Annotated in this window: 18 protein-coding genes, 1 tRNA gene and 1 pseudogene; 17 read left to right on the forward strand and 3 right to left on the reverse strand. The window is 55.0% G+C overall.

From position 1 onward, the window contains the following. Nucleotides 1-86: 86 nt before the first annotated feature. The 4 genes from G9Q73_RS03735 (at nt 87) to G9Q73_RS03750 (ending at nt 2,100) form a co-directional block, all read left to right on the forward strand. Nucleotides 87-263, forward strand: a complete 177-nt coding sequence (locus G9Q73_RS03735) for a sulfur relay protein DsrC (protein WP_177418615.1) — start codon at nt 87-89, stop codon at nt 261-263. 25 nt (nt 264-288) lie between these two features. After that, entirely contained in the window at nt 289-999 is a 711-nt protein-coding gene (locus tag G9Q73_RS03740; protein ID WP_177418616.1) for a hypothetical protein, read from the forward strand. A 17-nt stretch (nt 1,000-1,016) separates the two neighbouring features. Then, on the forward strand, nt 1,017-1,676 hold the full coding sequence (gene cas6 / locus G9Q73_RS03745; protein ID WP_177418617.1) for a type I-MYXAN CRISPR-associated protein Cas6/Cmx6: 660 nt from the start codon (nt 1,017-1,019) through the stop codon (nt 1,674-1,676). A gap of 79 nt (nt 1,677-1,755) precedes the next feature. Further along, nucleotides 1,756-2,100, forward strand: coding sequence for a TusE/DsrC/DsvC family sulfur relay protein (locus G9Q73_RS03750; RefSeq protein WP_177418618.1), 345 nt, complete (start codon nt 1,756-1,758; stop codon nt 2,098-2,100). A gap of 272 nt (nt 2,101-2,372) precedes the next feature. Here G9Q73_RS03750 and G9Q73_RS03755 read toward each other — a convergent pair whose 3' ends face one another. Next, nucleotides 2,373-2,747, reverse strand: a complete 375-nt coding sequence (locus G9Q73_RS03755; RefSeq protein WP_177418619.1) for a response regulator — start codon at nt 2,745-2,747, stop codon at nt 2,373-2,375. Between the two features lie 69 nt (nt 2,748-2,816). On the opposite strand from G9Q73_RS03755, the gene G9Q73_RS03760 reads away from it, so the two are divergent. Further along, nucleotides 2,817-3,134 (forward strand): hypothetical protein, encoded by a 318-nt coding sequence (locus G9Q73_RS03760; protein WP_177418620.1) that lies wholly within the window; start codon nt 2,817-2,819, stop codon nt 3,132-3,134. A gap of 60 nt (nt 3,135-3,194) precedes the next feature. Here G9Q73_RS03760 and G9Q73_RS03765 read toward each other — a convergent pair whose 3' ends face one another. After that, the gene (locus G9Q73_RS03765; protein ID WP_177418621.1) at nt 3,195-4,238 is read right to left on the reverse strand and encodes an Sfum_1244 family protein; all 1,044 of its coding nucleotides are present in this window, start codon (nt 4,236-4,238) and stop codon (nt 3,195-3,197) included. Nucleotides 4,239-4,409: 171 nt separating this feature from the next. On the opposite strand from G9Q73_RS03765, the gene G9Q73_RS03770 reads away from it, so the two are divergent. From G9Q73_RS03770 to purF, 12 genes and pseudogenes are all read left to right on the forward strand, one after another. Further along, the gene (locus G9Q73_RS03770; protein ID WP_177418622.1) at nt 4,410-4,964 is read left to right on the forward strand and encodes a hypothetical protein; all 555 of its coding nucleotides are present in this window, start codon (nt 4,410-4,412) and stop codon (nt 4,962-4,964) included. A gap of 8 nt (nt 4,965-4,972) precedes the next feature. Further along, a complete protein-coding gene (locus G9Q73_RS03775) occupies nt 4,973-6,010 on the forward strand; it encodes an AAA family ATPase (protein ID WP_177418623.1) in 1,038 nt (345 codons plus the stop codon). A gap of 42 nt (nt 6,011-6,052) precedes the next feature. Continuing rightward, a complete protein-coding gene (locus G9Q73_RS03780; protein ID WP_177418624.1) occupies nt 6,053-7,282 on the forward strand; it encodes a vWA domain-containing protein in 1,230 nt (409 codons plus the stop codon). Nucleotides 7,283-7,368: 86 nt separating this feature from the next. Beyond that, the gene (locus tag G9Q73_RS03785; protein ID WP_246344976.1) at nt 7,369-8,880 is read left to right on the forward strand and encodes a M48 family metalloprotease; all 1,512 of its coding nucleotides are present in this window, start codon (nt 7,369-7,371) and stop codon (nt 8,878-8,880) included. 670 nt (nt 8,881-9,550) lie between these two features. Next, nucleotides 9,551-10,027 carry a thiosulfate oxidation carrier protein SoxY gene (soxY, locus tag G9Q73_RS03790; RefSeq protein ID WP_177418625.1) on the forward strand — a complete coding sequence of 159 codons (477 nt, stop codon included), beginning with the start codon at nt 9,551-9,553 and terminating at the stop codon, nt 10,025-10,027. A gap of 48 nt (nt 10,028-10,075) precedes the next feature. Then, entirely contained in the window at nt 10,076-10,393 is a 318-nt protein-coding gene (gene soxZ / locus G9Q73_RS03795; RefSeq protein WP_177418626.1) for a thiosulfate oxidation carrier complex protein SoxZ, read from the forward strand. 179 nt (nt 10,394-10,572) lie between these two features. Continuing rightward, nucleotides 10,573-10,971: an aminotransferase class III-fold pyridoxal phosphate-dependent enzyme gene (locus G9Q73_RS03800; protein WP_177418627.1), complete on the forward strand. Its 399-nt coding sequence runs from the start codon at nt 10,573-10,575 to the stop codon at nt 10,969-10,971. Between the two features lie 724 nt (nt 10,972-11,695). Continuing rightward, nucleotides 11,696-12,052: pseudogene (locus G9Q73_RS03805) on the forward strand (glutamate--tRNA ligase); the annotation flags it as partial. 14 nt (nt 12,053-12,066) lie between these two features. Beyond that, nucleotides 12,067-13,794: a glutamine--tRNA ligase/YqeY domain fusion protein gene (locus tag G9Q73_RS03810; RefSeq protein ID WP_177418628.1), complete on the forward strand. Its 1,728-nt coding sequence runs from the start codon at nt 12,067-12,069 to the stop codon at nt 13,792-13,794. Nucleotides 13,795-14,360: 566 nt separating this feature from the next. After that, a tRNA-Ala gene (locus G9Q73_RS03815) sits at nt 14,361-14,436 on the forward strand. 163 nt (nt 14,437-14,599) lie between these two features. After that, entirely contained in the window at nt 14,600-15,088 is a 489-nt protein-coding gene (locus G9Q73_RS03820) for a CvpA family protein (RefSeq protein ID WP_177418629.1), read from the forward strand. An 84-nt stretch (nt 15,089-15,172) separates the two neighbouring features. Then, nucleotides 15,173-16,687 (forward strand): amidophosphoribosyltransferase, encoded by a 1,515-nt coding sequence (gene purF / locus G9Q73_RS03825; RefSeq protein ID WP_177418630.1) that lies wholly within the window; start codon nt 15,173-15,175, stop codon nt 16,685-16,687. Nucleotides 16,688-16,956: 269 nt separating this feature from the next. On the opposite strand, the gene G9Q73_RS03830 is transcribed toward purF, so the two are convergent. Continuing rightward, nucleotides 16,957-17,805, reverse strand: a complete 849-nt coding sequence (locus G9Q73_RS03830; protein ID WP_177418631.1) for an SDR family oxidoreductase — start codon at nt 17,803-17,805, stop codon at nt 16,957-16,959. Nucleotides 17,806-17,817: the final 12 nt, after the last annotated feature.

Raw genomic sequence — 17,817 nt, forward strand, 5'->3', positions numbered from 1 at the left:
GTTGAGTAAATTACTATGTAATTACTCTCTCCAATTCGTTATAATCTCACCCCTGAAACAATTTTGACCCAAGCGTGGCCTAAACAATGCTCTATTTAAGTGAAGTAATGATTCAGAATCCTGACTTCGAAACCTTTGAACAGCTTCAGACCTCCATCAAAGAGCACTCAAAAACAGAGATGTTTTTCCGTATTGACGTAAAGCCGCCCTATCCGGATACACCGGAGAACTGGGAAGACCGACTGGAAGCCAGCTTTACCTAGCTCCTGCACATAGCGAGAAGTACCCGTGAAATATCTCGAATCAGAAACCTTCATCGGTGATGCAGAATGCTCAGATGATGCCATCAAACCGACCCAGCAGCTTGAGGAACGACTCAAAAAGCTGCTTGGAGAGGTCAGCACACTTCCAAACGACGTCTCTATCGAGCAACGCCTCAAGCCCCTCCTTGAAAGCGGCTATATCATGCTTGATCTTGACCGCCTGGACGAAGCCTGGGAGATAACCCGCCCCACACTCGACCAAGCCATCTCAGCCGGGTTGTGGCTGCAGGCGGTCGAAGCCTGCGACATTCTCTATCAGACCGGCAATGATGACGCCCTCAGGGCGCTGGCCCACGGCATCTGGCTCGGCGTCACCTTCCCCATCGAACCGGGGCTGAGCGTCGCCATGCTGCAGCACCTCATCGACGAAACTCCGGACAATTCCGATGGCGCGGCCGTTGCTGCCGCCACTGCCGGCTATATTGCCGACATGCGTGCCAAGGGGCCGGACAGGGAGGAGTTGAAGTTTTTCACCAACCAATTGATGGGCCAGGTCGCCCGCCGCCACAGTCAGGTCGAGGAGCAGGAGATCTTCGACTTCTGGGTGGAGCGCATGGAACTGGATGATCCGTCCAAGTTTTTACCCCGACTGGCCCAGGTGCTGGACATCGTCAACGAGAACGGCTGGTGGTTCGATCGCGATGAACTGAGAGGCAGGATCCCAACGGATCAGTAATTCAAGAGATATCTATCATGCACTGGGAAGAAGAAATCGATGAAACGGTCTATATCGTTCCCGACGACGTAATGGACCTTGCCTACCAGATAAAATGCCGGACACTGCCGGTCGACCACGCCTGGCCGCTGGCTACAGCGATACATCAGGCATTGCCTTGGTTTGCAGAAGAGCCGTTGGCTGGATTACATCTCATATATGGCGCCGACTCCGGCAATGGCTGGGAGCGTCCCCGGGATGCCGCCGATATCCTCTATCTCTCACGCCGCACCCGCCTTGTCCTGCGCCTGCCCAAACACCGCCTCCCCGATGCCGAGGCGCTCACGGGACAGACACTGGAGGTCGCCGACAATCTATTGGCGATCGGCAAGGGCACACCCCGGCTGCTCAGCACGACCACCACCCTCTACTCTCGCTTTGTCGTGGATGAAACGGACGGCGACGAGGATCAGTTCATAACAGCTGCAGTCGAAGGCCTGCGCGCCCTGAATCTGCATTTCAGCAAAGTACTCAGCGGCAGGCGCTTCGCCTTCTCCACACCAGAAGGCGGAATTTCGACTCGGAGCCTGATGGTGGCCGGCCTGCCCCTGGATGATGCGGTGAGGTTACAGGAGAACGGCCTGGGTCCCCTCCGAAATCGTGGATTCGGCTTGTTCGTTCCCCAAAAGTCTGTTTAATATATAGCGTTTTAATGATTTTCTTGATTGACGGATACACATAAACCACCCGTCAGAAATGCACACGAAGGAGAAAACAATGTCGTACGAAGTAAATGGCGCAACCGTCGAGGCCGACGACCATGGTTATCTGGTCAATTCAGCCGACTGGAATGAGGATGTTGCCAAAGCCATCGCCGCTGCCGAAGGTGTTGAACTGTCCGAAAAGGGTTGGGATATCGTCAACTACCTGCGTGATGAGTTCCTCAACAACAACGGCAACCAGCCCAATGAACGCAACATGGTCAAGCACTTCAAGAAAGTCTGGACCGATCTCCCAAAGATGGACACCAAGGTACTCTACAATGAGTTCCCCACCGGCCCCGCAAAACAGGCGGGTAAGATCGCCGGCACGCCTGAGACCAAACGTAAGGGCGGTTATTGATCTAGGCGAAAGGTAAAAAGGCTAAAGGTGAAAGGAGGCCGCCCCGATGGAAAGGCCGAACTCTGTCGTTACCATCGTTGGAGGCTGTAGGTTGGTTCAAGCGTAGCGGAACCGGCAACCTATATCGTTCTGCCATAGCTTGGATGCCCGATCCGCTACGCTTGATCGGGCCTACATGCTTGGCACATGATCCAGGCGAATCTTCGATTTGCCCGCCTTTAGCCTTTAGCCTTTAGCCTTTAGCCTTTAGCCTTCAACAAGTTAGCTCCCCGTCACACTATCTCCAACAACGCCTCCACATCCGACTCCCGAACAGGAAAGGCACAAACCCCAAACAGCGGATAGCGCTGCTGCACCATATCGAGCCGGTATTGGTGGTTGGGATCGTATAGGACGATGACCCGGCTATCTGGACTGTATTTCTGCAGGCTCGCCATCAGTGACTCGAGATTACTCATCCTGTCACGAAATTCTGCATCAAAATTGAACTCAGTGACCACCACCGCAGGCATGTGTGTTTTCAGCCAGGCCTGCGCCTTTCGCACCGAATTGACTGTCTCGACCTGATAGCCGTGACGTTGATAGAGCGGCGTGAAATTGGGATAACCACCAAACTCCACCACCGCAAGTAATTCCCGATCTTTCATGTGCTTGATTTTGTCACGTTAGGAAAAGAAAATTTAAACCGAAGTTTAACTGCCAAGGCGAGTTTGTTTATGCTACTGAATCTGATTATTGGTGAATATTCCATGGATATGGAGATCCAGGAGAACTACCTGGAGACGATGACCGACTCCTTCGACAAAATGGATCAGGACATGAGTCAGGGTGTGCAACTCGGTCAGCAGTGGGTGGAAAAACCCTCTCAACTCCAGCGTTGCCAGGTCGCAGCGGACAAACTGCTGTCCGCGATTGAGAACCACAATGAAACCCTGGCCATGTTGACGGGAGGGTATATCGTCTTCCACCTTTCCGGCATCAAGCAGATCAAGATCAACACCGACGGCGAACCGGCGGAGACTGAGTTCCACTAGAGAGCATACAGTCCGTAGGCCTGATCAAGCGTAGCGGATCAGGCAGTAGGTTCTGCTCTCTCATAGTTTATTCTGTTCAACCAATGCCGCAATCGGCTGAGCCGATTCGTCACCGTACTTGTCGAAAAGATTGAGCAGACGTCTTCCCAGATGTGCCCAGTGCTGTTCCCCGCTGGCGGCTATACGCGTCAATCTTGACAGATCCCCGGTTGCAGCCCACCTATCATAGGCACTGATCAAGGCGGGAAAGATGGTCTTGCGCATCCCCCCGAAGCTGCCGACATAGAAGTGCAGCGAGGCAGTATCCGCCTTCTTCACAAGCGCCGGAAGGGTCACCATGCAGTCGGCCCAGTGGTCCCGTACGGCACGGACCATGAGCTCCGCCGGCGTATGGATCACCGACATCACCATCTCATTCCAGAGGTTGCCGACCTCCTTGCCGACCCGATACTCACCCTGCTCATGCAGCAGCACAGCATTCAGCTCATTCTCAACCATGGCATCGAGTGAAACATCCAGATCATCTTCGAAATCGTAACAGGCAAAGGCCCGCCCCAACGCATTATCCGGCCGTCGCCAACGCCAGCTCTCCAGCTTCTCCCACAACAGGCGCCGGAAAGACTCGCGGCGGATATAGATTCTGTTACCCTGAATCATGGCCGCCGGCGCTGCCAGGTCCCGGGCAAGCTCACGGCCCGCCACCAATACGGAGACCGTCCCCGGCTCCTCCCTGCGTTCCAGGTGACCCAGAAAAAACAGCGGCTTGTTTTTGACCCCATAGCCAGCGCTGTAAACCAACCCCAGAGGTTCCAGCTCCCGATTGATCTCCTCCACCGCAAAGGGATCGAAAACCCGCCCACCCAGGGACAGATCGGCAAAAGCCACATCATCGAGTTCACCCCAGAGGGCCTCCCGCTCGCTCAGCCAGTCCCCAATATCGGCTTTCGGCAGTTGGACATCGTAGGCCAACCCCTTCTCCCAACGGTAGAACTCCCGCATCTTCATAAGATAGGTACAGAGGCCGTACTCCGCACCGTGATGGGCATCGGAGATATGGCAGTTGTGCTGCACCGCAGCAGCAAACTGTTGCAGGGAATCACGCATAAATCTGGCCGTTGAATTTCACTATTTTCCTAGTAAAATAGTTGGGTATTCGTTGAAGGTAGCACGCCCATCGAACGCATCCAAGTCGGAATATCCCGCGAAAAAGTGCCTAAACTCACAGCCACTCAGGCAGTTGAGATATGGACGCGTGCAGTTACAGGAGAAATTATTTTGGGCATCCGCATCAAAAGCCACTGGCACCGCGAGGAGAGCGACCGTTCACCCAAGGAGATCGGTGGCGCCATCGCTTTCATCGCCTGGAGGATCGCCCTCGACAAAGCGATCACCCTCCACGGTGAAGACTACGTTTACAGCAATGACCAGCAGCGCCTCGGCGTCATCGCAGAGTACCTGGCATTTGAGACACAGATCGCCGACCGCATCGTTTACGAACAGATGAAACCGGAGGAACGCCAGGAACTTGTAACCGAACTGGTGCTGAAACTGGCGAACCACTATCAGGACAATGCCAGGGAGATGGTCGGTCCAGGCGATCACGCCGACCAGTTCATCAAGCTGTTCAACCAGCGTTCCAGCGAATATGCCGAGTTCAAACTCACCGACGACGGTCCAAGCTATCCCTTCTACCGCCATCTCGGCTTCGAGATTCAACAGGTTATGGGCGGAGAGCAGGAGAATCACTGGGTCATCGATCAGGTGATGGATAGAGACGCGCCAGACGTCTACAAACAGTTGACCCGTGCGGTCAAAAACCTCTTTTACTAGGATTCAAAATGCGTCCCACACAGTTGTTGACCATTCTTGAGCAGGAGTTCACCAGCACCCGCTTCGGGCACCACACCCCGGTCATGCTCTGGGGTCCACCCGGTGTCGGCAAATCCGATATGGTGCGGCAGGTGGGCGAAAGCCACGCCGTACCGGTGATCGATATCCGCCTCTCCCAGATGGAACCCAGCGATCTGCGCGGCATCCCTTTCCGGGTGGAGAGCCGGGTCGATTGGGCGATCCCCTCGATCCTGCCGGATGCGACGCGTCACGGAGAAGCGGGCATTCTTTTCCTGGACGAGATCACCTCAGCCCCACCCACCGTCTCTGCTGCCGCCTACCAGTTGATCCTTGACCGCCGGCTGGGGGAATACCAGGTGCCAGACGGCTGGGCCATCTTCGCTGCCGGCAACCGCCAGGGCGATCGGGGCGTCACCTACAGCATGCCTGCACCGCTGGCCAACCGCTTCTCTCACTTCGAGGTGGAGGTAAATCTCGACGACTGGGTAGCTTGGGCCTATCGCCACAACATCGATGAACGGGTCATCGCCTTCCTGCGCTTTCGCCCGGAACTGCTGTTCGACTTTGATCCGGCCCACAACCCGGTAGCCTTCCCCTCCCCCCGTTCCTGGGAGTTCGCCCATCGGGGACTGCACAAATTCGACAGCCACCCCAGCTTGCTGCAGGGGGCGTTGCAGGCCTGTATTGGTCCCGCTGCGGGCATAGAGTTGAAGGCATTTGTGGACAGTCTCGACAAGATGCCCGACCTCGATGCAATCCTTGCCGGCGAGGATGTCCCGGTACCCACCGAGATCGACCTGCAGTACGCCGCCGCCTTGGTGGGACGCGCCATCCGCGCCCAGGAGGGAGACGACCGCAAGGAGATTCATGGCCGCATTCTCGACTACGCCGGACGTTTCCCACAGCGCGAGATGGGGGTGATGCTGGTCTCAGACATGCATCGCGCCATCGGCAACGAACTCTTCGAGGTGCCGCAGTTTTCCACTTGGGCGCAGGCAATCTCGGATGTGATGCTGTTTGAATAGAGTGGGGTGCTGCTATCGCAGTGGCGAAGCCAGAATGAATCCATGGACATAGAACATATCGAAACCAAGCTGGCCGCAGCCCGCACCAAGCTGATCCTGGACAAGCCGTTCCTGGGGGCGCTGGTCTTGCGCCTGCCCATGGAAGAGGCCGATGAAGCATGGTGCCCCACCACCGCCACAGATGCTCGCAAGTTCTACTATAACCCAGAATACATCGACCGGCTGACCCTGGACGAAACCCAGTTCATGCTGGCCCATGAGGCACTGCACTGTGCCCTCTCCCACTTCGCCCGCCGCCAACATCGCCACAAACTGCACTGGGATATGGCCTGTGACTATGCCATCAATCCACTGCTGATCGGCGAAGATCTGAAACCGCCTCCGGGCTCCCTCATCATGCCCATGTTCAAGGATATGACCGCAGAGGAGATCTACCCCTGCCTGGATGAGAAGGACGACGACGTACCGCTGGACAACCACGTCTACGACCAGGAGAACACCAAAGGTTCCGGCAGCAGCAAGACCGAAAGAGATCTCTCCTCCCGTGAACCGGATACCGAGACCTCGGAATCGGGGGATGGCAGCCAGGACGACGGTGACGGCAGCGGCGGTGCCTCCCAGCCTCCACCCCTGTCGGCAGAGGAACAGGAGACCCTCAATATCCAGTGGCAGCAGCGTTTGGCGGGAGCCGCCCAGCAGGCGATGCAGGCCGGCAAACTGGATGGCGCCATGGCCCGCATGGTGGATCATCTGTTGCAGCCCCAGCTCCCCTGGCGGGTTCTGCTGGCCCACTACATGACCGCTGCGGCAAGGGATGACTTCAGTTATATGCGCCCCTCACGCCGCGAGGGGGAGTTCATCCTGCCCAGCCTGCGCAGCAACCAGGTGGAACTGGTTGTGGCACTGGACACCAGCGGCTCCATTCAGGAGCAGGAGATGGGAGAGTTTCTGGCGGAGGTCAATGCCCTCAAAGGCCAGATACGCGCCCGGGTCACCCTGCTCGCCTGCGACTCGCAACTGGCGGCGAAGTCACCCTGGATCTACGAAACCTGGGACGAGTTCAAGCTGCCGGAGGCCATCTCAGGTGGTGGCGGCACCAGTTTCAGGCCCGTGTTCGAGTGGGTAAACAAGCAGGGTCTGCAACCTGATCTGCTGGTCTACTTTACCGATGCAGAGGGAGCCTTCCCTGAACACGAGCCGCCCTACCCCGTGATCTGGCTGGTCAAGGGCAAGGAGAAAACCCCTTGGGGACAGCGCATTCAGCTCAACTAGGAACGTCAGCCTAACGCACCACGCTGGCACAACCGGCAAACAGGCGATATTATTAAGGGAACTCCAACCGCCAAATACAATCCACTATGGGTATGGATAGACGCAGCAGTACCCCGATTTTTCCACTCTTCACCCTCCTCATCTCCCTCTGCATCGGCTTCACCGCCACCGCATTCGGTGCAGTGCCTGGAAATGGGACAAGCGAGGAGAAGATCCTCCTGCCGGAACTGGGATCACCATCGGATCAATATCTGACCCCCGCTGACGAGGCCCGCCTCGGGCGCGCCTTCATGCAAAGCATCCTGGAGACACAGCCGGTCCTGGATGACCCGCTGATCACGGAATATATCCAGACGCTGGGTAACCGGCTGCTCAATAAAAGTGAAGCTGCTGGTCAGGAATACCGCTTTTTTGTCATCGAAGAGCCGATGATCAATGCATTTGCCGGACCCGGTGGCCATATCGGTATCTACACCGGCCTCATACTGGCCACCCAGAGTGAAAGTGAGCTGGCTTCTGTCGTCGCCCACGAAATCGCCCATGTAACGCAGAAACATCTACTGCGCGCCTTCGATGCCGCCAACCGCATGAGCGGCAAGACCGCAGTACTCATGCTGGCTGCCATCCTGGTGGGCATCGCCGGTTCCACCGATGCCGGTATCGCCTTGGCTTCGGGCGTCCAGGCCGGGGCACTGCAGGAACAGATCAACTTCACCCGCAGCAACGAGCAGGAGGCAGATCACGTCGGCATCAAGATCCTGGCAGACGCCGACCTTGACCCCCGCTCCATGCCGGTCTTCTTCGAGCGCCTGACCCACGCCAACCGACTCTTCGACAGCGGCATCCCGGAGATACTGCGCACCCATCCGGTCACCACCAATCGTATTGCAGACGCCTTGGGACGCGCCGAGACCTATTCCTACAAACAGTACAGCAGCGACCTGCGTTACTTCCTCACCCGTGAGACCCTGCGCATGCGGCAGTTCGAAAAGTCTGACGAGGCGGTGGAGCATTTCCGTAGCGGCCTCGAAGAGGGACGTTATCTGAACAAGGAAGCACACCAGTTTGGTTTTGTCCTGGCACTTACCAGGGATCGCAACTTCCCAGCTGCAAATAAACTGGTCACCGAACTGTTGAAAAAACGGCCTGACCAAGTCGAATATATCCTTGCGGAAGCTAATATCGCCAAGGAGAGCGGGGGGCGCCAGAAGGCCATGAGATCACTCGAAACGGCCCACACACTACTTCCCGACAGTTATCCCGTCACTATCGCCTACAGTGAAATCCTCCTGGAGGCAGGCGAGGCGGAAGAGGCGAAAAAGACCATTGATCAGGCCCGCACATTTCGCCCGAATGACCCCCGTCTCTTTCGCCTGCTTGCAAAAGCGGAGGAAAAGCTGAAAAACAGCGCCCAGTCACACCGACTGCTTGCGGAAGCCTATGTCGCTGAAGGCAAGCTGGGTGCCGCAATTCAGCAGTTGGATATCGCCCTGAAACAGAAGGAGACGCAGGATTTTTATCAGTCTTCACAAATTGAGGCCAGACTCAGGGAACTCAAAGCACTGAAAAAGCTCGAAGATACAAAGCAAAAGAAGTGACGACTTTTAACCTAACAAAAAAACAGGGATTACGGTTTACCCCAAGGAGAGATCAACTAAACCCAAGCCACCCACACAAGGAAACCCAAGCAGCGCTAGGAGAAGTAGCGCCAGAAACATTATAAATTGCTAATAGATAGGCAATTTTTGCTTGCCATAGCCCGGCATTTCGGTATTCTAACGGCCTACCTGTTAAGGGTATTAAGTAAGCGCACCGATATAGATATTATAATGAGCGCTGCTTTGTGTGTGGAACCAGGAGGATTGAATGCGGGTAACCGCAGCTCAAACAGCCTTTGCTGTCTCCTCCATGTGTACTGCTTAGCGGACTTACTGCAATTTCATCTGTCCATGCAACGGATATTTCAAATATTGCCGAAGGCAAGAAGATTGCCTTCGACAGAGAGCGAAGTAACTGTCTTGCCTGCCATATGATTGATGATGGGTTCAGCCCGGGTGACATAGGTCCCCTCTGATCGCCATCAAAGGCCGCTAACCCGGATAAAAAAGAGCTTCGAGCTCAAATCCGGGATGCAACAAAAAAATAATCCCGACAATCGGATGCCGCCGCTTGGGAGACACAAGATTCTGTCGGAATGTGATATCGATAAAGTAGTCGATTTTTTTTACACCCTTTGAAACAACCTATTCTCAATCTGGAGAGTATTTGATGAGTACTGACATGAAACGCAGGATCTTCCTTAAAGGATCTTTGGCCGCTAGCGCGGTCGGTGTTGCTGCAGGCGCCGGCCTGCTGATGCCCCAGCAGGTGCTGGCTGCATGGCCTAAAGCCGCTTTCGAAGCCAAATCGATTCCCGATGCGCTAAATGCACTGATGGGTTCTGGCGATACCACCACTACCGACAAGATCAAGATAAAGGCCCCGGATATCGCGGAAAACGGCGCTGTTGTACCGATCACCGTCGAGTCTTCCATGGAAGGCATCGAATCGATAGCCATCATCGCCTCTGCCAATCCGGTTCCCCTGATTGCCTCTTTCAACCTGTCAGGTAGCGCGATGGGCTTCGTCTCCACCCGCATCAAGATGGGCAAGACCGGTGATGTCATCGGTGTCGTCAAGGCTGGCGGCAAACTTTACAGTGCCAGCAAGAGCGTAAAAGTCACCATCGGCGGTTGCGGCGGTTAATCAACCCCCGGACAAAAACGACCCGAATATTCTAGAGGTAAACTGAACATGGCAAAATCTAGCATTAAGATCCGCGCCAAGGCCAAGAAAGGCGTCACTACTGTAAAGGCACTGATGACCCATCCTATGGAGACTGGCGGCCGCAAGGACAAGAAAACCGGCAAGCTGATCCCAGCCCACTACATCCAGGAAGTCGTCTGCAAGCACAACGGTGCAACTGTACTGACCGCAGACTGGAGCGGCGGTGTTTCCAAAAACCCCTATGTGTCATTCAAGTTCGCTGGTGGCGCCAAGGGTGACTCCATCGAGATCTCATGGAGTGACAATAAGGGCGGCAGCGGCACTCATAGTGTAAAAATCAAATAAGGCACGCCTGAAAGGCGCTCTATCAAACCTGCTTTGATGAAACGCAGATCCGGGGCACCGCAAGGTGTTCCGGATCCCAACACCACAGATCTCCGCTGAGGAAACTCCTGTTATCCTCCCTGGTCCTTTCGATGCTGGCCAGTTCCTACACTGCTGCGGCAAGTAACCCGGATCCCACTATGCAGCAGGAACAATTGATCGCACTGGATCGCAAGATCGTCTGGCACCCCTACAGCGCCATCGGTGCCGACCTGCCCATCTATGCCGTCGAATCAGCTCAGGGTGTACGACTGCGTCTGTGCGATGGCCGGGAACTGATCGACGGCATGTCATCCTGGTGGTGCGCCATCCACGGCTACAACCACCCACAGATAAACGCCGCACTGCAACGGCAGATGGCATCAATGTCCCACGTCATGTTCGGTGGTCTTACTCACCAGCCTGCGGTCGAACTGGCGGAAAAACTGGTGGCAATCACACCTGAACCGCTGCAATCGGTCTTCTTCGCCGACTCGGGTTCCGTCCTCTCCAACCGAAGTTGCCAGCGAAGATGGCGCGTCAATGGCACGCCAGGGTAAGAGAAAACGAAAGCGTTTCTGGCTACGTCACGGCTATCAAAGTGAAATACGAGTGGCGCCATATCGGTCTGCGACGGATTACCATGCAACCTCTTCAGTGAAACACTGGCACAGCAGTTTTTCGTGGAGCGTCCGGCATGTCGTTTTGGCAAACCCTGCACAACGGAGGATATTGCGCCGTTGGCCGACGATCCTGGTAAAATCATGAAAAGATTACGCTTTGATTTTGACCGATCCGTGCAGGGCGCCGGCGGCAATTTCTACTCGCCGACTATTTACATAAAACCAAAGGGCATTGTTAGCGACCAGCCGCGGCGCTGCTCATCCTCGATGAGATCGCCACCAGTTTTCAGGCACAGGCAAATGTTCAGCCTGCGAGCATTCTATCTCGCCGGATATCCTCTGTCTCCGGCAAATCACTGACCGGTGGTTATATGACGCTGGCGGCTCGCCAGCCACCAGGAAGTCAGCGGCGCCATCGTAAGGAGATCCGGATATAACTTTATGGCCCGACCTTCATGGCCAACCCCTCGCCTGTCTGCCACGCTCACCAGTCTGCAACTGCTATGAATCCCCTGGCAAAAACGGTTGCCGATACAACAAAGGTCTGGAGCAGGACTGGCGCCCTGTCGTCACTTCAAGCATGTCGCGAAGTCAGGGTACTAGATTACCAATCGGTGTTGTTGAAATGAAAGACCATTAGATATGAAGGAATCAGCCCAGGTTGGTGGAGATGGCGGATATCAGTGCCTTCTGCTATCTGGACTTTGAAGCGTTTGATGAGAAGGCCGCTAAAAAGCACCTGCGGCTCGCTGCCCGGGAACCATTGGAAAAGATACGTGAAGCACTGGAGGGGTTGCAGGATTGGACCCCGGAGGCTCTGCATGAGCAGGTGCAACAGGTATCCGAGACCCTTGAGGTGAAGATGGGTAAGGTCGCCCAACCGCTAAGGGTTGCGGTCGTCGGTCGGGCTGCATCGCCGGGGATCGACGTAACCCTGTATCTGGCCGGCAAAGCAGCGACCTTGCGGCGCATCGATATGGCGCTGGAGTATATTCGGCGGCGTGAAGCCCAGACCTGAGGGATAGAGAGACGATGAGTAGTTCAGAGACACCTGCACCCACCAATTTTATCCGTCAGATTATCGATCAGGATCTGGCTCAGGGGAAAAACGGGAGCAGGGTACATACCCGCTTTCCACCGGAACCCAATGGATATCTGCATATCGGTCATGCCAAGTCGATTGCGCTCAATTTCGGTATTGCCGAGGACTATCCAGGCGGTCTGTGCAACCTGCGTTTCGACGATACCAATCCCCACAAGGAGAATGTCGAATTCGTGGAGAGCATTCAGGAAGATGTGCGCTGGCTGGGTTTCGACTGGCAGGATCGACTCTTCTACGCCTCCGATTACTTCGATCGGCTCGCTGATTTTGCGGTTGAGTTGATCAATACGGGCAAGGCCTATGTCTGTGATCTCGATGCCGATGAGATGCGCGCCTATCGGGGAACCCTCAAAGAACCGGGCAGGGAGAGCCCTTACCGCGCCCGCTCGGTGGAGGAGAACCTGGATCTCTTCTCGCGTATGAAAGCGGGGGAGTTCGCCGACGGTGAGAAGGTGTTACGCGCGAAGATCGATATGGCCTCGCCCAACATGAACATGCGTGATCCGACGCTCTATCGCATTCGTCATGGGGTGGTACACCACCAGACCGGTGAGGCCTGGTGTCTCTACCCCATGTATGACTTTACCCACCCGATCTCCGATGCGCTTGAAGGGATTACCCATTCACTCTGTACCCTGGAGTTCGAGGATCACCGCCCACTCTACGATTGGGTGCTGGAAAATATCACCATCTCCAATCAGCCGCAGCAGATCGAGTTCTCCCGGCTCAACCTGGAATATACGGTGATGAGCAAGCGGAAACTGACTCAACTGGCGGATGAGGGGTATGTGGAGGGCTGGAACGATCCGCGGATGCCAACGATTGCCGGGCTACGGCGGCGGGGATATACCGCCGCCTCGATTCGGGATTTCTGCGCACGCATCGGTGTTACCAAGTCAGACAATCTGGTCGAAATGGGGGTGTTGGAGAACTGTATCCGCGAGGATCTGGATAAAAATGCCCCGCGTCGCATGGCGGTGATGCATCCTCTGAAGATGGTGATCGAGAACTTTCCCGAGGGTGAAGAGGAGGCGCTGCAGGCAGCCAACCACCCCAAGGATGAGAGTAAGGGAACTCGCACCATCCATTTCACCCGCGAGGTCTATATCGACCAGGCGGATTTTCGCGAGTCTGCCAACAAGAAGTACAAGCGTTTGGTGATGGGCGGTGAGGTGCGACTGCGCAACGCTTATGTGGTCAAATGCGAAGAGGTAATCAAGAACAACCAGGGTGATATCGTCGAGTTGCGCTGCAGCTACGACCCGGAGACGCTTGGCAAGAATCCAGAGGGACGCAAGGTCCGGGGCGTGGTCCACTGGGTATCTGCCAGTTTGGGTGTCAAGGGCGAGGTGCGCCTCTACGACAGACTTTTTTCCAAGCCCAATCCTGACTCAGTGGAGGAGGGTGGCTTATTCACCGACAATCTCAATCCCGACTCTTTGCGGACCTTGACCGACTGCTATCTTGAGCCGCTCCTGGGAGAAGCCAAGCCGGGGGAGCGTTTCCAGTTTGAGCGCGAGGGTTACTTCTGCATGGATAATGGAGACTCTACAGCTGATAAGCTGGTGTTCAATCGCACCGTTACACTCCGCGATTCCTGGGCGAAGATTGAACAACAGGCAAAAGCTGAGAAGCCCTATGAAGACAAGATACTTTAGTCTTCGTCCCGGCAATCTTTGCGCTCCGGCGGTCTCTGTCTTTAACTGAGGTGTTTCCAGGTGGCCTATGGGTGGTTTCCCTAATGCCCCTAAGTGATTGTCAGATAAAAAGAAACACAAAAAAGAGATACCTGTATCTTTATCCTTGAAACCGTTATGTGATTCTGCTATTTACTCTAAGCAAGTGGGAGCAGTAACAAAATCTTTTGCAGCCTGACTGCAAACAGCTCCTCGGTTTTGAATGCTGATTTTTTGCAGCGACGGACAATCTGTTTCGCTGTCTACATAAAGATTTCTGGAGGATAGTCATGAGTGAAAAAAGCTTGCAGTTATTTGGTAACGTTTGTACATCCTGTATCACAGTCGCCTTGGTGGTAATGGCAGCCGTGAGTGCGGCTACTTTGTTGTGGGTGATGTATCTGCAGTAAAACTTTCCCGAGGGCAAAAAAGCTAGAGCGTTTTCGCTCTCCTTCGGTCATCGATTCAGTGGGTGACTTGAAATAGCAGATCGGGTTAAAAAACCGGTGGACAAACCTTAATTCTTGTCCTAACATGCGCCTCTCTTCGGGGCCATAGCTCAGCTGGGAGAGCGCAACACTGGCAGTGTTGAGGTCGGCGGTTCGATCCCGCCTGGCTCCACCAGATCAAACCCTGCTGCATTGTTGCAGCAGGGTTTTTTCGTTCTGACAAGTAGCGATTTTGTGAGAGGCGGCCACTTTTCGTGGGCTTTTGAATAATTCGCAACTGCCCCATGCTTGTTGTAAAATCCAGATGAATTTCCGGCGCCACTGACTCTTTCTTGCCTATGTCCTGGATCGATATCCTCATCATCGGAATCATTCTCCTCTCGTCCATCATCAGTTTGGTGCGTGGTTTTATAGGTGAAGCACTCTCTCTTGTGACCTGGGTGGCAGGATTCTGGGTGGCCTGGTTCTTTTTTCGGCCGGTTGCCGAATATTTAGTACCCTGGATAGATCTCCCCTCGATACGCCTGGGTGTCTCCTACGGTTTGCTATTGTTGGCCACCCTGATAGTCGGTGGTCTGGTTAACCGTTTTATGGGTCTGTTGGTCGACAGTACCGGGCTATCCGGCACAGATCGCTTGATCGGCGTCTTTTTCGGCGCGGCAAGGGGTGTTGTTGTTGTAGCCATATTGGTGCTGCTTGCCGGATTGACACCTATGCCGAATGACCCCTGGTGGCGTGAATCACAGCTGATCCCCTATTTCCAAGAGATTGCGCTCTGGTTAAGGGAGTTTCTGCCCAGCGACATCGCAAGTAATTTTCGCTATTGACGGTGTGTCCCGCATGAATAACGGCGTATCGATACACTTTTCTCCTCACCTGTTCGAGCAGATCAAGCCTTTGGAGACCCGGAAATGTGCGGCATAGTTGGACTTGTCTGCAAAACGGCGGTTAACCAGTCACTCTACGATGCTTTGATGGTGCTGCAGCATCGAGGTCAGGATGCTGCCGGTATAGTGACCTGCGAGGGTGGCAAACTGCACCTGCGCAAGGGCAATGGCCTGGCGAGCGATGTCTTTCGCACGAGTCACATGATCAAATTGCGGGGCAATATGGGTCTGGGCCATGTGCGCTATCCAACCGCTGGATGTTCATCATCTGCAGAAGCGCAGCCTTTTTATGTCAACTCCCCCTACGGCATCACTCTGGCCCATAACGGTAACCTGACCAATGCGGAAGAGCTGAAACAAGACCTGTTTCGTGAGGATCTGCGCCACATCAATACCTCCTCCGATTCGGAGATTTTACTTAATATCTTTGCCCATGAATTACAGGCGCAGAATAAACTGCGCATCGCTCCGGAAGATGTTTTTCGTGCGGTGGCCGGTGTGCATCGTCGTTGTCGTGGCGGGTATGCCAGTGTCGCGATGATACCTGGATTCGGTATCATCGCTTTCCGTGACCCTTATGGTATCCGTCCGGTGGTCTATGGACGCCGCGAGTCCGACCGGGGAACGGAATATATGGTTGCCTCTGAGAGCGTCGCACTGGATTCACTGGGTTTTGAAAGGGTGCGGGATCTGGATCCAGGTGAGGCGATCTTTATCAGTCATGACGGTCAGCTCTACTCACAGCAGTGTGCCGCCAATCCCATGCGTTCACCCTGTATTTTCGAGTTTGTCTATTTTGCCCGGCCTGATTCGATCATCGACAATGTCTTCGTGCACAAGGCCCGTTCAAGGATGGGACAAAAACTGGCGAAGAAGATCGAGCGGGAGTGGCCCGATCACGATATCGATGTAGTGATCCCGATTCCTGACACCAGTCGTACTGCGGCGCTCTCCCTGGCAGGAAAGCTCAATGTTCGCTACACCGAGGGGTTTATCAAGAACCGATACATCGGCCGGACCTTCATCATGCCGGGACAGACCGTACGCAAAAAATCGGTGCGGCAGAAACTCAATGCCATCGATCTGGAATTCACGGGTAAAAACGTCTTGCTGGTGGACGACTCCATCGTGCGCGGAACGACTTCGCAGCAGATCGTGCTGATGGCAAGGGAGGCCGGCGCGAAAAAGGTCTATTTTGCCTCCGCCGCACCGGCCATACGTTTCCCCAATGTCTATGGCATCGACATGCCTTCAGCCACTGAGCTGGTGGCTCACGGCAGGACAGAAGAAGAGGTGCGTGAATATATTGGTGCTGACAGACTGATCTATCAGGATCTTGATGATCTCATCAATGCCGTGCAGAAGAAGGGCAAGACCGATATTACTCGCTTCGATACCTCGGTTTTCAACGGCGACTATGTTACCGGCGATGTCAGCGAGAGTTATCTGGAGCAGCTGGAGTTGCTGCGTAATGACAGTGCGAAAAGCGAAGAGGATGCGGCGGGCCGTTCCATACTTGATCTGCACAACAACGCCTAGCCGGCCAGGTAATGCAGGTTAAAGGCGAAAGGTTAAAGGTTAAAGGCTAAAGGAAAAAGGAAACAGTGCCACAGGAAAGGCCGAACGTTGTCGTTACCATCGTTGGAGCATGTAGGCGGGTTCAAGCGTAGCGGAACCGGCAACTTCAAAGCTCTGCTAAGTCCTGAGCGCCCGATCCGCTGCGCTTGATCGGGCCTACCTGTATTCCGTGTGGAAAAAGTGTTTGCATTCGGTTGGCCCTGACACATACTTGCTTCGCCTTACGCTTGTCACCTGCCACCGCCCCCTGAGACTCTGCCCAACACCCAATCCATGCCGCGTGTGCTTAACAGCCGTTTGAGTGTGCCAAAAAGGTAAGTGGGGAAGGTGACATAGTAACGGGCTCTGGGTCTGGGGGATTCGAGCGCATGGATCACCTTTTTCAATACGGCCTCCGGCGGCAGGGTGAATGGCACGGCAGGGCCTTCTTTCTCCAGTCTTGCTGCCATGGCGAGGTAATTCGCCTTGTGGACTGAGTGCTCGCTATCGATGTTCCTCTTCCACATCCTGTGGGCATTGGCCCGGAAGTGGCTCTTCACCGGGCCTGGTTCGATCAGGGATACATGAATGCCGCTGCCTTGCAGTTCCATGCGCAGGGTATCGGTGAGTCCCTCGAGGGCATATTTGCTGGCATTGTAGGCACCCCGATAGGGCAGTGCGACCAGCCCAAGTACCGAGCTGTTCTGGATGATCCTTCCCTCTTTCTGGCGGCGCATGGCCGGCAGCAGCAGGCAGGTCAGTTCGTGCCAGCCGAAAAGGTTGGTTTCGAATTGGGCGCGCAGCACATCCCGGGTCAGGTCTTCCACCGCGCCGGGCTGTCCGTAGGCGCCATTATTGAACAGGGCGTATAGTCTGCCACCACAGAGTTCCAGTGCTTGCTCGACCGCCTGCGCAATGCTCTCAGAGTCGTCCAGATCCAGTTGCAGCGCGTCCAGCCCCTGTTCCCTCAATTGTTCCACATCCTTCTCTTTTCGGGCGGTGGCGATTACACGATATCCCCGCGACTTCAGGCCGAGGGCCACACAGTGTCCGATACCGCTGGAGCAGCCGGTGATCAATATGTTTTTCTTTTCTGACATCTTTTTAGCCTA

This window comes from endosymbiont of Lamellibrachia barhami, from assembly GCF_011947365.2.
GTDB lineage: Bacteria > Pseudomonadota > Gammaproteobacteria > Chromatiales > Chromatiaceae > QGON01.

Bases quoted from the DNA above. Each gene is read 5' to 3' on its own strand.
- G9Q73_RS03735 (WP_177418615.1), top strand. From the start codon at position 87: ATGCTCTATTTAAGTGAAGTAATGATTCAGAATCCTGACTTCGAAACC.
- cas6 (WP_177418617.1), top strand. From the start codon at position 1,017: ATGCACTGGGAAGAAGAAATCGATGAAACGGTCTATATCGTTCCCGAC.
- G9Q73_RS03750 (WP_177418618.1), top strand. From the start codon at position 1,756: ATGTCGTACGAAGTAAATGGCGCAACCGTCGAGGCCGACGACCATGGT.
- G9Q73_RS03755 (WP_177418619.1), bottom strand. From the start codon at position 2,747: ATGAAAGATCGGGAATTACTTGCGGTGGTGGAGTTTGGTGGTTATCCC.
- G9Q73_RS03760 (WP_177418620.1), top strand. From the start codon at position 2,817: ATGCTACTGAATCTGATTATTGGTGAATATTCCATGGATATGGAGATC.
- G9Q73_RS03765 (WP_177418621.1), bottom strand. From the start codon at position 4,238: ATGCGTGATTCCCTGCAACAGTTTGCTGCTGCGGTGCAGCACAACTGC.
- G9Q73_RS03775 (WP_177418623.1), top strand. From the start codon at position 4,973: ATGCGTCCCACACAGTTGTTGACCATTCTTGAGCAGGAGTTCACCAGC.
- G9Q73_RS03780 (WP_177418624.1), top strand. From the start codon at position 6,053: ATGGACATAGAACATATCGAAACCAAGCTGGCCGCAGCCCGCACCAAG.
- G9Q73_RS03785 (WP_246344976.1), top strand. From the start codon at position 7,369: ATGGGTATGGATAGACGCAGCAGTACCCCGATTTTTCCACTCTTCACC.
- soxY (WP_177418625.1), top strand. From the start codon at position 9,551: ATGAGTACTGACATGAAACGCAGGATCTTCCTTAAAGGATCTTTGGCC.
- soxZ (WP_177418626.1), top strand. From the start codon at position 10,076: ATGGCAAAATCTAGCATTAAGATCCGCGCCAAGGCCAAGAAAGGCGTC.
- G9Q73_RS03800 (WP_177418627.1), top strand. From the start codon at position 10,573: ATGCAGCAGGAACAATTGATCGCACTGGATCGCAAGATCGTCTGGCAC.
- G9Q73_RS03810 (WP_177418628.1), top strand. From the start codon at position 12,067: ATGAGTAGTTCAGAGACACCTGCACCCACCAATTTTATCCGTCAGATT.
- G9Q73_RS03820 (WP_177418629.1), top strand. From the start codon at position 14,600: ATGTCCTGGATCGATATCCTCATCATCGGAATCATTCTCCTCTCGTCC.
- purF (WP_177418630.1), top strand. From the start codon at position 15,173: ATGTGCGGCATAGTTGGACTTGTCTGCAAAACGGCGGTTAACCAGTCA.
- G9Q73_RS03830 (WP_177418631.1), bottom strand. From the start codon at position 17,805: ATGTCAGAAAAGAAAAACATATTGATCACCGGCTGCTCCAGCGGTATC.